The sequence below is a fragment of the Arthrobacter sp. G.S.26 genome (genome assembly GCF_050847375.1).
In the GTDB taxonomy this organism is placed as follows: Bacteria; Actinomycetota; Actinomycetes; order Actinomycetales; family Micrococcaceae; genus Arthrobacter.
Genome location: NZ_CP193753.1, coordinates 165854 through 179981, shown reverse-complemented (window position 1 = coordinate 179981; position 14128 = coordinate 165854). Strand labels below are relative to the sequence as shown.

The window sequence follows — 14128 nt, the reverse complement described above, 5'->3', positions numbered from 1 at the left end:
CAGGTCCGGGGCAAGCCTTCCATTTTGCCCTCGAAAGCACACTTATTTTTGGTTAGAACTGATTGCCGAAAAGAAGACCGGTCGGAACATTGGGGGAGGGGTTTTGAACGATCTGAAACGTTGATGACTACGCGATGGTTAGCACACGCGGGCAGCACTAGTGCTGGCCAGCGACTGTGAGGATGGAGGCCCTTTCCTTTTAGCGGGTAGAGGAAGCCTGAGCTTCCTGCGATGCAGGCGCATGTTCCTCTAAACGGCTGGAAATCGGGAGCGGGTGCAGGATCAACTAACGGATGAAGGGCCGTAACCCGCAGTGTTTGCGGGCTTGGGAGTCCTGCTTGGGGATGGCCAGGGACCCCGGGGTTCAGCATTATCGGGGGCCAGGTTCTCCTGTTGGCTGATCTTGCCGCATTTCGCGGAGATCTAACGCTTGGGGGGCACTGTGAGGCGGATGCCTGCCTTCTGCCCAGCAGGCACTTGGAGATTTCCGGGACGTCGATCCGCCCGCTCCATCGGGCGGGGGTGTGATCGGTTTCTTCGAGGAAGTCCCTGTCTTCGGGGTTCCAATCCCGGACGGCCGCGGGGACGCCGCTGTTCCAGGCAGCCCATGCTCTCGGCAGTCGTCTGTCCTCTGATGGGGTTCGATCTCGACGAGCAGTGTGTCTTGCCAGTCTTCCGTCTGTTCCAGGTGGTCATCGAAGAAGAAGTGGCCTTCCGTTTCAGTGATCGATGTCAGCCGAAGTTTCAACGCATGGCGTAGCCGCGGCACTTTCTTGCCCCCGAGAAGTGGACCGCCGGGCTCAAAGATTCCCCGAAGCGGGACTGGCACGCGATCAGCTGCCTGGCGGCGGTCATCTCGCGCTTCGACGTCGTCGCCGTCCAGGAGTCCCGCCGCAACCCCAGGGCAATGAAGCGCCTGCTGGCCACCCTGGGACCGGAATGGCGGGTCATCATCTCGGATGTCACCGAAGGCGCGGCCGGGAACGGTGAGCGAATCGCGTTTCTCTACGACAGCCAACGGGTACAGCCCTCCGGCCTGGTTGGGGAGATTGTGATGCCACCTGTGGGGGATGACCCGGCCGGCCAGTTCGCCCGCACCCCATACACAGCCAGCTTCGTCCGCGCCGGCACCGAGTTCACCCTGGCGTCCGTACATGTGCTCTGGGGTAAGAATCCTGTCGAACGGCTGCCCGAAATCACCGCCTTCGCCCACTGGATGCGGAACTGGGCCAACCGGCCCAACGACTGGAACACCAACCTCATGGTCCTGGGCGACTTCAACCTGGACCGCATCGGCGACCCGCTCTACGAAGCGTTCATCTCTACAGGTCTTTGGCCCCCCACCGAGCTCAACGCCGTCCCGCGCACCATCTTCGATGACGACAGGAACCGGCACTTCTACGACCAAATCGCCTGGTTCTCCAAACCCGACGGCACATCGCTGCTGCAGGGCCTGAAGTATGGGCAGCGGGCTGGCTCGTTCGACTTCATCCCGCATGTCTTCCGGGGCCTGGGCCGCAGTGAGGTGTCATGGCGGATCTCAGACCACTACCCGCTATGGTGCGAATTCCTGTTGCTGTGACCTCAGCACTTAGCGGGAGTTGGACCACGACTGTAGCAAGCCCAAGATCATCCGGCGTTTGGGACTGCCCCGGATTCTTTCGTAGGCTGTGGTGACGCCGAAGGCTCTTGAGGCCCGCGCGAGGCGCCTTGGAACCAGGCGATATGGTGGGCCCCAGGCCTACTGCTGCTACGTTCGGTGTCCGCTAATTCTCTGTCTCATCTATGGATCCTTTATCAAGACGACTGGGAGACTGCCCTGGTACTACTGACTCCGTCCTGTGACTTTCAGCGATAAATGGCGGCTTTTTCGCAGCGCTATTTGGCGCACCGTGCAGTCCGCAAGGGGATCCTTCACCGGACGGCTAATCGGAAGGGAGCTTGAGCCGCATCATCAGCTTCCCTCAGGCGTTTAACAACGGCTCGCCGAACACGGGTCGTGAGACAAGAGGCACCACGCCTCGCTGGTTCAGTTCGGTTCAAGGCGAGATGCGAGGTCGCGACGGAGTGGGGCGCAGGTCGTGGACTCGTCACGCGGAAGGGCGGGATACCACCGATCCCCTATGGCTTTAATCCGACGTCATTGGTCGCCGGATGTGGTGCGTGCCCGGTTCGAGGGTGATTGACTCGACGTCGTGCTTGGTGTGGAACTGCGCTGTCGTTCCTATTGGAACGACGAGTCGGTATTCGACCGCGTCTGCGTCGAACCGCCAAGAGCTCTCCACGACGCCGTACGGCGAGCGGAGGCGCGCTCTGGCTGAGGTGAGGCCTCCGCCGATGAGGGGGCGGATGCCGATGGTGCGGTAGCCGGGTTCGAGAGGGGTGATGCCCGTGATCCGCTGGGGCAGGAAGCGGACTGCCGAGCCAAGGGCGTAGTGGTTGTGGCTCATCTTCGCCTTGCCCGACTTCGTGTAGCCCTCCCACGTCTCCCAGACGGTGGTCGCTCCGTGCTCGACCTGGTAGAGCCAGGAGGGTTGGGAGGTTGAGAGGAGAAGCTTCCAGGCTACGTCTTCATGTCCGGTCTCGACCAGGGCGTCGAGTAGCAGGGGGGTTGAGAGGAACCCGGTACCGAGGTGTCCGCCCGCAGCGTCGATTTTGGAGATGAGGCGGTTTGCGGCGGCGGCCGTCTCGTCCTCGGTGAGGAGCCCGAAGGCAATGGCGCGGACGTAATCGTCCTGTCGATCCGTACCGATCCGGCCGTCTGCGTGAAGGTAGGTGCTACGCCACGCATGCCGGACGGAGTCCGCAAGGGCGAGGAATTGGTCGTGGTCGTCGCGGCGCCCGAGGATGGTTGCGATGGACGACAGCACACGTGCTGAGTGCTCGAAGTAGGCAGTCGCGACCACGGCTCCGCGGCGGCGTGCGTCCGTGGCCGAGAAGATTGCGTTCTCGCCAGGTCGCAGCCATTCGCCGTACTGGAATCCCGTATCGACGATGAATTGCTGGATCTGCGGATCGCGTGCGCCGTTTTTGCGCTTGCTCTGCTCGCGAGCACGGCGGGCACAGGATTCCACCCAGGCGATCATTGAGTCGTACTGATCCGAGAGCACCCGCTTGTCGCCGTAGTTCTCGTACAGGGTCCACGGCACGAGCACGCTCGCGTCGCTCCAGCCAGCGGCGGTCCCGGATGAGGCGAGGTGTCCGCGCGGTCCGCCGGAGAAGTCGGAGAAACCGGACGGAATGACGACCGGTACAGTCCCGTCCGCGGCCTGCTCGAGCGCCAGGTTGTGGAGGAAACGGCGCAGATACCATTGCGCATCGACCATCGTCGCGGCGGTGGGAGCGAAGGCCTGAATGTCACCAGTCCAGCCCGAACGCTCACGAGTCGGGCAGTCCGTAGGGGTGTCCATGAAGTTGGATCGCACCGACCATCCGACGTTCTTCCACAGGTGATTTAGTCGGTCGTCCGAGCACTCGAAGTCTCCGATCCAGTCGAGATCGGTCGAGATTACGACGCCGCTGATGTCGTCGGGACCGAGCTCGTCCGTCAGTCCGGAGATCTGCACGAATCGGAATCCGTGGATCGTGAACCACGGCTGCCAGACGGCGTCCTGTCCATCGAGTACGACGGTGTCACGCTGCTTCCACCGCTCCAGCGGGAAGAGGTGGATGTAGTCGACGTCGACGGCTCCGTCCTTCTTTTTCACCTCTGAGTGGGTGAGCGTGACGGTCGTACCCGCTGTGCCACGCAAGCGCACGGCGACGACTCCGGCGAAGTTCTGTCCGAAGTCGACGACTTGATCTCCATTCTTCAGCCGGGTGATGGCGGTGGGAGTCAGTCGCCCGACCTCCTGCACGCGCTCGACGCCCTCGGCGATGAGGGTGCCTGTGCTGTTCATTATCTCCGCGGGTTCGGACGCCTTGACGTCGCGGCGGAGGTCGACCCGCTCCCCGAACTTGGGGTCCGACTCTACGATTTTCCCACCGCCGGCGCGCCACGAGCCGTCGGTGACGATCGTGCACGTGCTGCCATCCTCGAGCGTAACAACCAGCTGCATCAGGCCCGCGAGACGATCGCCGTAGATGTGAGTGCGATTCTCGAACCCGTTGGTGCCCCGGAACCTCCCGTCTCCGACGGCGATTTCAAGTCTGTTCTGTCCTTGCTGGAGTGCATTGGTCACGTCGTACGCGATGTACTCGACCTCATGATCGAACGGGGTCCAGCGCGGAACGAGCGCAGGACCGGTAAGGTCCAGGCCGTTGACGAGGAAGCGATGCCATCCCAGGGATGACACGTAGGCTCGCGCGCTCACGACCCGCTGATCGAGGTCGACGGAACCGGTCAGGAACAGGGTAGTGGGCGGATCCTTGGGCCCACGAGGCGCTCCCGCCACCCAGCTCGCGACCCACTCGTGCTCGTGCAAAATGCCCGTCTCGAACCAGCTGAGGCTCCACGAGGACGGCTCGCTCGCGGCGTCGGCCCACACGCGCACGCGCCAGAGGTACCGGGTCGCGGAGACCAGCACGCTCTCGGCTCGATGACCGAAGGGCGCACCGCCGAGCGTCTTGCCGGACGACCACAGGAGCGACGAGAACGCCTCGTCCTCCGAGATCTGAAGTTCCCAAGCGGCCTGCGAGGTCGCATCACCCTCGAGCTGCCAGCTGAATTCCGGAGCGATGGAACCAAGCCCAAGCGGCTGGCGTCGGCCATCCGTGCGCAGGTTTACGGGATTGAATGTCATCTGGCGGTCTTCTTCCTCGAAGCGTGTTTGATTCCGTAACCCTACATCTATTGTCGTAAGGACACTACTTACCCTACGCTGTCCCGAGGAGCCACCCGAGTTCCGGACCATTCCACTTCAAGGGAGAAGTATGAAAAGCACACTTACGACGAGCCGCGAGCCCCGACCCTATCGGGTCGCCCTCGTCTCAGGGATGGCGTCCTTCATCGACGCCGCCGCGATCGTCGGCTTCGGAATCACGATCATCCTCTTCCAGGCGACACTCAATCTGGACGAAGTCCAGATCGGCGTCGCGTCCGGTGCGCTGACTCTCGGCGTGGCCGTCGGGGCAATCGTCGGAGGCAGACTCGGCGACCGTTTCGGGCGCCGACCGGTATTCACAGCCACGATGGTCGTAATCATCGCTTCGCTTGTCGCCTTGATGCTCGCGCCGTCGTTCCCGATTCTGGCTCTGGGTGCAGTCCTACTCGGGCTCGGAACGGGAGCGGACCTTCCCGTGTCGCTCTCGACGATCTCAGAAGCTGCGACAGACGCCAATCGAGGGCGTCTGCTCGGGTTCTCCAACCTGCTCTGGCTGGCCGGAGCAGTGACGGCATCCATGCTCGGTGCCGCTGTCGCGACGCAGGGGCAGGTCGGCATCCGCATCATGTTCGGCTCGCTGGCGGTGATCACGGCGCTCGTCCTGATCGGGCGCCTCACGATCCCCGAGTCGGAGACGTGGCAACGTGCCAAGGCCGATCGGCTGGTTGGTGGGCGCAGTGTCGCGGCGGAGAAGGGGCAAGTCCGTGACCTGTTCACGGCGCCGTACGCAGCGCCCTTCTTCGCCCTCATCGGCTTCTACACCCTCACCAATCTGGTCGCAAATACGACAGGTCAGTACGGCAACTACGTCCTCGTAAATTTCGGCGGCATCCCGCTGCAGACCGCCGCGCTGGTCGGCTTGCCCGTGCTTCCGCTCTCCATCATCGCGGCACTATGGTTCATGAAGATCGCCGACAAGTCCTCGAGATTCCGCTACTTCACCGTCGGAGCGGTCTTCCAAGTGCTCAGCCCGCTGTCCTTCGCAGTGTTCGGAGTGAGTATCGCGACCTACCTCGCGAGCATCGTTTTCACCGCGATCGGAACCGCATTCGCGTTCGAAGGCATCATGAAAGTCTGGGCCCAAAAGTCCTTCCCCACGCTGCTGAGGACCACGGCACAGGGCGCAATCATCTCCGTCGCCCGATTCGTAGCCGCCCTCTTCGCCGGCGTCACCCCAGTGCTGCTCACCTCCGGTCCCAGCGCCCTCTACGGCGCCCTCGCCGCTCTCGCCTTCATCGGCTGCGCCTGGGCATGGATCGTGTTCCGCACCCACGACCGGATCGACGAATTCGCAGGCGAAACGACCTCGGGCAAGCCGGGCATGGAAGAATCGCATCAAATGCTGAGCTCATAACTCAAGGACTGAACCTTCGAGCTGCGAACTCCCCACAGATTCGGAGATGCTGTGCCCCGACCCCAAGCGTTAACGGACCCGGAGGTCCTTCATTCGCTGGACCTCCGGCCCGTCGTCGGTGCCGACGGCCCAGACATCACGACAGCGATGTTTGCGATCGCTACCTGGGCCACGAGTACTCAATTTCGTGAACAGATCATGACGCGATCGGAGTTCCCGTTGGAGGGAGACATCGCCGCGTTCCTCGTCGTGAACCAACTCATCTACCGTGGCGTAGCCCGCCCGACCGAGATCGCCGACGCCATCGACACTGGGCGCTCGAACATCAGCAAGGTCGTGACTCGCTTGGAAGCACACGGACTCGCCCTCAGGATCGCGGATCCTCACGACGGGCGAGGGGTCGCGTTGGCATTGAGCGTCGACGGCAGAGAAGTAGGACGACGCATAGTGGCAGCAACCCGCCTCATCCAGACACCCCCGGAAAGCTGGACTGATAATGACGGCCGAGAACTCGAGCGGCTCGTCGTCAAGCTGGCCCGCGCGATGAACGCATTTCCGCAGCATCCACTGGCACAGGCTTCCGGAGTCAAACTGGACTAGATGATTAACAGGACACGGTCGGTGAGTAGGACATAGAGCGTGGTCAGGAGAGTGTTTAGTTCGGGGTTCACATAACGGGTTAACACTCTCCGCCTTACTTTAAAAGCACCCCGACCGTACCAGGCAATAGGAATTACTCACCTAGGGGAACCGTGGGACCTCGTGGGCGTCGTGCCCCCGCTACGCACGACACGTAACGGCGTCAGAACGCCGCCAGACTGTCAACACCGCAAGGGAAAACCTGAGCATCGGCCATTAAGCGCTGCAAATTCGCTGCCAAATACCTCTGCGAGGGCAGCGAATCGGATACATCAGGGTCAGCACCTTGGATCAGAACACCCAACGGCAGCTCGAAGGGGTGCAGTTGGATCGGCTCTTTACGGATAAGGCGTCTGGGAAGGACGTGAAGCGTCCCTAGCTCGTGGAGCTGGTGAAGTTCATCCGTGAGGGTGACATGTTGGTGGTGCACAGCATGGAGCGTCTCGCCCGGAACCTTGATGCTCTCGGTGATGGGTGCCTTCGCTGAGTTCGAGCGGGCGTTAATAGGGGAGCGGCAGCGGGAAGGCATTGCCCTGGCCAAGACCAGGGGTGTATATCGTGGCCGGGCCAAAGCACTCTCACCCGAACGGGCCGATACCCTCCGGGCGCGGGGCGCGGCGGGGGAGCAGAAGGCCGCTCTCGCCCGAGAATTTGGGATCAGCCGGGAAACGCTCTACCAGTACCTCAAGGCCGGCGGCTAAGCAGCCGGCTGGAGGCTTTCATTTTTCTGCGCCATACTGCTGTCGTTGGCCGCTATCCAACAACACAGAAGAAGGGAGTGAACAGGTCCATACCCGTTCACTCCCTTCCCTGCGACCTCTATTGGGTAAGCAAACGCCATCCGATCGCAACGCCGACTAGCATGATGACAATGCCAAAAATAATGCTGCTAATCGAAAATATGCGTGAAGCAGTATCGGCAGAGGATTTATTTAGTCGAGTTCCATTACCCACTCAACCGAAGGAGTCGCTGGCTGCCGGTCTAAGGCGCCTCGCGAGGGGGCAGCCAAGGGTAAGGACTTGTTGGTCGGGTCCCTCGGTGAGCAGGGCTACAAATACATTGACGCAGGGGACGTTCGGGCGGTGTATCGGGAGATGTCCCGGATGAGCTGATGAAACAAGGCTACGCGGAGAGTCTTGCACGGCATGGAGGTATCTTCGTCGTGGATATCCTTCCTGTAAGCGAGTTTCGGGAAGCTCTGAAGGACTTGTGATCTCCTGTGCAGCCCTCTGATACTGGCTGGGAAGTGCGATTTTCGATAGTCGTCTCCGCGCCTATCTCATATTCGGAATAGCATTCCCAAGTGACGCGATTCGCTGCGTTAAGATGTCAGGCCCTACCCTCTACACATGGGCGTCGTAACGGTAATAATCCGACCTGCTACAAGGACTGAGGTTCGAAATCTGCCGTACGAGGGCAGGGGCACTGGATATGCGATCTTGGATGAAATGTTCAACGCATCGCGCAAAGGCCAAGTGGAGTACAGCCATGGAGCCTGGACCGTGTCACGGACTCACGCAAAAGAGGTCGTTCTTGGGCTGGCTGACCGCTATCGGCGCGTCAAGGTCATCCAGTACGGTGGCGTCGGCAAATGCGTTCAACAGTGCTGGGACGCCGGCAAAGCCGAGAATGCATGGCTATGCGAATGCGCCTGCGCAGGAGAGAACCACGGATCGGGCGTGCCATACGCGCGCACGGTCGGCGGCAACGGACCGGGCGGAGCGCTTTCGGTTCAAGCCAGTGAGCCTCGGGAGTTTTACGTTCCCTAATGGGATCCGTCTAGATGAGCCTGCCACCGTACGATGAACTTCAGGGGGACTCCAGCAAAGAAGGACGAAATGCCCGTATACCTCAAGGATCTTCCGGTGAAGCCCGAGTTGGATTTCATAGCAGACGATGATGCCTTCGCACGGTTTCAGCTCGTCCCTGATATCGCGGCGCTCAACTGGCCGGCCGATGTAGTCAGGCAATGGATCTGGGATCACGGTACTAACGACCATTTTCTGAGGGACTATGCCGCTTTGGACCTCAGCCTGCTCAATTGGACCCTCGAGAAGGTGCCCACCGATGACTTCATGACGCTAGTGACGGGTGTAAGTGATGGCGATGCAATCGAGGAATACGCCGCTAACCATCACTACTGGATGGAGCTGAAGAATAAAGCCAAAGGCACCGTGAGATCCGCCTGGGAGGACAACGGGACATGGGTCGTCCCGCCGGTCGCGATCGCTTGTTGCCTAATGGAACTGTCAGGCGCTGGGCTGCATTTGATAGAGGGGCGAACACGCGTGGGTGTTTTGCGGGGCAGGCAAAGGGCAGGACTGAACGTTGCTCCGAAACACCTGGTCTGGGTAGGACGGAAACGCGGCAGTGAGCAAGAGCGATCCTTCTGATTCTTGTCGCGGCGGCATTTAGCTCTCGCATCGTTGGTCGAAGAGGGACCAGCCGCGCTTTGCCGGGGCGAGTCAGAAACGACCCTTTGGGACTGAGTCCTGGATACGACTGACCTGCTGACTGTCCGGCTCTGATTCTGGCTGTCAGAAGTCGATGGCGAAATCAGAGTTGGTCAGTGTTGGTGCGCAACCTTTTCTGACTGGTGGGGGAGTGGGGCCCCGGTTCAGGGGCCTTTGCTGGCTTGGAGGTTGAATTGTTCTGGCTTCTGGGTGGAGATCGGCGGTATCGGGCGTGGTGGTTCTGGCGACGTGGATAGGGTGACTGGCATGGAACCAGTTCTGAAGTTTGCGCGATGTTGGGGTGCCCTTGTGGTGGCTGGTGTTTTCTTCGCCTTGTGGTGTGTGGCTGAGTCGGGTCGGATGGGGCCAGGTGGTTTGGGGTCCTGGTCCGGCTCGTGGCCGCTGGTGTTGATGACGTTGGCGATTGGGGTGGCCGTTTGGCGGCCGGCGGTTTCCTTGGCTCTAACTGCTTTGCTGCTCATCGGCCAGCTCGCGCACTTGGTCCCATCCATGTCGGCCAATGACTGGGCGATCTACCTTGGTTCCTTCATTGCGTTGGCCTTTATCGCGTGGACGACGAAGGGGCGGACGCGGCTGGCCGCTGCCGGACTCAGCGTGGTCTTCGCGGCCTTCATGACCTTCTCGATGCTCTCGTGGAGGTACGGCGCGGGGGTGGGCTGGTTCAGCCCGCTTGGTGGGGACAGCGGAATCCTGCTTCGGCACGGTGGACAACTTTTTGCCTTGTTGTTGATGATCGCTGCGGCTTGCTTCACCCTGGGTCTGCTGCTGTCGCTATATCAGGAGAAGGCCAGCCTGTCCCGTGCCCGCGAGCTTGCGGAGAGGACCTTGCATGCGACCGAGGTCGATCTGATCGTGGAACAGGAACGGACGCGCATCGCCCGGGATCTCCACGATGTCCTCGCCCATTCCTTGGCTGTGATTGCGGCCCAGGCCGATGGCACCCGGTACTTGAGCAAGGACCAGCCGAAAGCGGTCCTGGGCGCCCTGGAAAACATCGCCGGTTCCGCGAGGACCGCGTTGGTCGATGCCCAGCGTGTCATCGAAGGGGTCAGTGGCGACGGCATGGCCGTCCCTCAACCGCAGTTCAGCGACATCGAGGCTCTGGTCGAGAGGTTGCAGCGCGAGAGTTTGAATATTCAGTCCAGCGAATCCGGAACCCGCAGGGGCCTTTCGGTGGTCAAGAGGTGGCGGTTTTCCGTATTGTCCAGGAGTGCCTGACGAATGCCCTGAAGCACGGCGGGCGGGGAGCGGACGTTCGTTTGCATTTTGACTGGACCGGGCCTGGACTCACGGTCCATGTGGCCTCCGAAAGAGCCTCCAGCAGGGACAGTACCCCAGCAGCAGCTGCTGGTGCGCGGCGGCTTGGGCGCGGTCTTCCTGGCATGCGGGAGCGTGCGCATTTAGCCGGCGGATGGCTAACTGCAGGACCGGACGGTGAACAGTTCCTCGTCACGGCTTTCATCCCTTACCTGGCAACCGCTGAGGACCCCGCCGGTGAAGCCATCGTCCAGGAAAATCCTGGGAGGCCTCACGGGATCCCAGCAGTGGCTGCAGAAAATGCCGGTAGTCATGACTGAAACCGGGGCTCCTATCAGCGTTGCCCTCGTCGATGACCAGCCTCTGTTCCTGGCCGGTATCCGCATGCTCATTGAGAGCCAAACCGATATGCGGTTCGCCGGCCAGGCCGCGGACGGAGCGCAGGCAGTGGCGCTGGCAGCCGAACGTCGTCCCGATGTGATGCTCATGGATCTGCGCATGCCTGTCATGGACGGAGTCGCCGCCACCGGCCGCATCATCAGGGACGCGGAGACGCGTAACTCCGACAGACCCCGAATCATCGCGCTGACCACCTTCAACCGGGACCATGCTGTTCTGGATGCAGTCCAGGCCGGGGCAAGCGGATACCTGCTCAAAAGCGCTGAACCCGAATTCCTGCTCGCAGCGATCAGGACCATTCATTCCGGCTACTCAGTCATCGCCCCGGGATCCATACACACACTGTTCGGACACGCTGCGAGCCGCGGTCCGAGCGTGGGCCCGGACCTCTCGGTGCTGGACGTCCTCTCAGTCCGTGAACGCGAAGTGTTTCTCCTTGCCGCCAAAGGAAGCAGCAACAAGGACATAGCCGGAGCATTGTTCGTCTCCGAAGCCACAGTGAAAACACACTTACGCAGCGTCCTGGACAAACTGCGTCTGCGCACCCGCCTGCAACTCATTGCGTTCGCTCACGAACGCAGACTCCTTGGAGACTGACAGGAGCGTCTGAAAGAGGCGTACTCCCGACTGAAAAAGGCTTGAATAGAGCGTGGCATTGACTATTAGAAGCTATCTTCCTATTCTTTGGTTATGGGCCGTCGAAAGCAGGGAACGCTACTCACCCTAGAGATTCGCATCCTGGAGATCGTTGAAGAGGCGAAACTATCGGGCAAGGCTGCTTACGGCTTTTCTCTTGCGAGCACGCTGGCCGCAGAGGGCGGAACGATGCTGGCGGCTCATGGAACTCTGTACAAAGCTCTATCGAGACTGAGTGAGGCAGGATTTCTGGAAGCCGAGTGGGAAAGTCCGGAGATTGCGGAGCACGAAGGACGTCCTCGGCGCCGCCTTTACAGCATTACCGCACCAGGGAGAACTGCACTCCAGCTGGCGCAAGTAACTCCGGCACCGAATCCCAACCCCATGCGCACTCACATACGGCCAGCGCGCGCATGAGTGCATCGAAGGAATACCTGGAGTCCTGGACAGCAAAAGCTGTCCTGTGGTGGGTGACCGCGTACACCCACTCAGTTCCCCCACGGATCGCTGCGGACAGGAGGAAGGAGCTGCTGTCCGACCTTTACGAGCAGTACACAACGGCGGCCTCGACCGGGCTTCCCCCGAAGGCCGCCAGCCGAGCGGTTGCTTGGCGCGCGATCCGGGGAGTAGCTGCAGATCTCCATTGGGGCAGAGACCATAACCAGCGAAAGGCAGGAGCTATGCAGGCCATAGCTGGAGGACCGGAAAAGAGCCGCGGCTTATTTCGAGGGATGAACGCAGTCTGGACCCTATTCGGCCTGGCCTTCGCGGTAAGTCTTGGTGCCTGGCTCTTCGAGTACACCGTCTTCCATGGTGACCTGCTCGGAAGTGTAGAACTCGACAACGGGACGGGCTACGGCGTTTCCGGCCTTCTTGTACTGGGCGTCGCTGTTGCTTTCGTTATCGCACGCTATGCCCAAATCATTGCTCGATTCATAACGCGAAAGCGTCATTCTCAGAATCCAAAACTTCCCTAGCCGACTTCTAAGCGCGCTTCCAAGTTCAATGCAAGGAAATCCAAAGCCTATGATGATTGACGCGCTCCGCGAGCACTACACCTCAGCAGTTGGCGCGGAACCACACCTCCACGTGATGACCAATCGTTCCGGGAAGCAGGTCAATGTTTTCGAGTGGCCAGCTGGAACCAGCAGGCTCGGTGATCTCCACTTTTACGCGTCCGCCGGCGCAAGCCCTCCCACGGTGGATCAGCACCAGCATGCCGTGGAATTGTTTACCGGCGTCAACCGCGGCGGGCAGGACATTCTCGAAGCGTTCACCACCATGACGCTGAACGTTCGTGAAAGCGGCACCCGGCCCCAACACGCGGTTTTCGTCACGGGTGATTGGAGGATCATCCCCGGGCTCAAATTCACCAGCTGGATCCTCACGGAACGCCCTGATGCTTTCATGCCGACCCTTGACCTCGGTGACGCTGGCCACGTGGTATTCCTCGACGCTATCCCGGTTTTCCCCGAGGAAGCACAATACCGGCACAACAACCGGACTGATGACCTCTTTGAGATATGGGAGCAGACCGAAATGGACTCATGGGACCTCGGCCGCAGCCTGCCCACAGGTATCCAGCCGGCAGCACGCTCTTTTAGCCAGTGGGCTCGCACGAAGGCCAGAAACCTCAGGTCATAAGACGCTCATACCGCCCAGGAAAAACGCTGTGAATGCGAAAATGAGGGGCATGAAGCTGCAGCCCACCCCGATTCAGGCGATCGCTCAGGGCTGATACGCGCGGACGATTTTCCCGACATTGCTGCTCAGTGGCTGGCTGATGGCATGGATTCAGACAGTCTGCGCATACTCGCCGGCGCTGACCATGAAGACGCCGCCGACAAACGAGATCTTTGGACGGCAACCCTCCAGGAACTGCAGATCCAGACGGCTCCTCCCGGAAGTCCCTGGCCCCTGATTTGGGCTTACGAGTTGGCGTCCTTCAAAGCCGGGGACCGAACATCAGGAAAAGTCCTCCAGGACGCCGTGGATTATCTTCGTGGGTGCAATTACGACGACGAGGACGCCGACGAAGCCTCGATACTGTGGCAGCTATGGGACGAAATCGTCAGCACGTACGACCCATTTAGAACCGAAACAGTAATTTGGGCTGACATCGACAGCTATATTCGCAGCTTTTAGTACTCAGCCAACCGCAGCGGCCATTTTGGGGCAAACCGGACCGCCAAAGCACATGGCATCAGGCTGGTGCCTTGGCCAGCCTGGTGTAATTTCCGTGTTTTGAATAGCCCCATTGCCGGCAGTATGAGTTAATGGTCACGACCTTGCTCAAGGTGCGCTGGCTCCGGATGACCGCACCCAGTTGGAGAGGGTGGCAGCCTGTTCGAGTCAGGCCGAGTCCGGGGGCCCTGCCAAGGCAGGGCCCCAAGCCTCCCCCTTATTCCAGTTGTACAGAGCGCAAGGAAATGGTCGTGTGTAAAAAACGTGTCCGGTACGGGATCCTTCAGCGGGCAGTTGAAACTCCGGCCACATCCTGGCACTCAACTGCTTCAATGGACATGATGTGCGGTTTGGCGTGTAG

At 60.7% G+C, this 14128-nt stretch carries 11 protein-coding genes and 1 pseudogene; 10 read left to right on the top strand and 2 right to left on the bottom strand.

The genetic code is table 11. The features are described from left to right. The first annotated feature begins 832 nt into the window (after positions 1–832). Positions 833–1582, top strand: coding sequence for an endonuclease/exonuclease/phosphatase family protein (locus ACRB8A_RS19920; protein WP_432246220.1), 750 nt, complete (start codon positions 833–835; stop codon positions 1580–1582). Between the two features lie 547 nt (positions 1583–2129). Here the strand turns inward: ACRB8A_RS19920 and ACRB8A_RS19915 are convergent. Beyond that, positions 2130–4742, bottom strand: a complete 2613-nt coding sequence (locus ACRB8A_RS19915) for a family 78 glycoside hydrolase catalytic domain (protein WP_432246149.1) — start codon at positions 4740–4742, stop codon at positions 2130–2132. 130 nt (positions 4743–4872) lie between these two features. Between ACRB8A_RS19915 and ACRB8A_RS19910 the strand changes: the two genes are divergently transcribed. The 7 genes and pseudogenes from ACRB8A_RS19910 (at position 4873) to ACRB8A_RS19880 (ending at position 12000) form a co-directional block, all read left to right on the top strand. Beyond that, positions 4873–6177 (top strand): MFS transporter, encoded by a 1305-nt coding sequence (locus ACRB8A_RS19910; protein WP_432246148.1) that lies wholly within the window; start codon positions 4873–4875, stop codon positions 6175–6177. A gap of 198 nt (positions 6178–6375) precedes the next feature. Further along, a complete protein-coding gene (locus ACRB8A_RS19905) occupies positions 6376–6777 on the top strand; it encodes a MarR family winged helix-turn-helix transcriptional regulator (RefSeq protein ID WP_432246147.1) in 402 nt (133 codons plus the stop codon). Between the two features lie 286 nt (positions 6778–7063). Further along, a pseudogene (locus tag ACRB8A_RS19900) lies at positions 7064–7517 on the top strand (recombinase family protein). 1138 nt (positions 7518–8655) lie between these two features. Continuing rightward, the gene (locus ACRB8A_RS19895; protein WP_432246146.1) at positions 8656–9210 is read left to right on the top strand and encodes a hypothetical protein; all 555 of its coding nucleotides are present in this window, start codon (positions 8656–8658) and stop codon (positions 9208–9210) included. 327 nt (positions 9211–9537) lie between these two features. Further along, positions 9538–10509, top strand: coding sequence for a sensor histidine kinase (locus tag ACRB8A_RS19890; RefSeq protein ID WP_432246145.1), 972 nt, complete (start codon positions 9538–9540; stop codon positions 10507–10509). A gap of 351 nt (positions 10510–10860) precedes the next feature. Continuing rightward, a complete protein-coding gene (locus ACRB8A_RS19885; protein ID WP_432246144.1) occupies positions 10861–11544 on the top strand; it encodes a response regulator in 684 nt (227 codons plus the stop codon). Positions 11545–11637: 93 nt separating this feature from the next. Beyond that, the gene (locus ACRB8A_RS19880) at positions 11638–12000 is read left to right on the top strand and encodes a PadR family transcriptional regulator (RefSeq protein WP_432246143.1); all 363 of its coding nucleotides are present in this window, start codon (positions 11638–11640) and stop codon (positions 11998–12000) included. Positions 12001–12332: 332 nt separating this feature from the next. On the opposite strand, the gene ACRB8A_RS19875 is transcribed toward ACRB8A_RS19880, so the two are convergent. Continuing rightward, a complete protein-coding gene (locus ACRB8A_RS19875) occupies positions 12333–12536 on the bottom strand; it encodes a hypothetical protein (RefSeq protein WP_432246142.1) in 204 nt (67 codons plus the stop codon). A gap of 73 nt (positions 12537–12609) precedes the next feature. On the opposite strand from ACRB8A_RS19875, the gene ACRB8A_RS19870 reads away from it, so the two are divergent. Together ACRB8A_RS19870 and ACRB8A_RS19865 are read left to right on the top strand one after the other, a co-directional pair. Beyond that, on the top strand, positions 12610–13227 hold the full coding sequence (locus ACRB8A_RS19870; protein WP_432246141.1) for a suppressor of fused domain protein: 618 nt from the start codon (positions 12610–12612) through the stop codon (positions 13225–13227). A 144-nt stretch (positions 13228–13371) separates the two neighbouring features. After that, positions 13372–13728 (top strand): hypothetical protein, encoded by a 357-nt coding sequence (locus ACRB8A_RS19865; RefSeq protein ID WP_432246140.1) that lies wholly within the window; start codon positions 13372–13374, stop codon positions 13726–13728. Positions 13729–14128 lie beyond the last annotated feature (400 nt).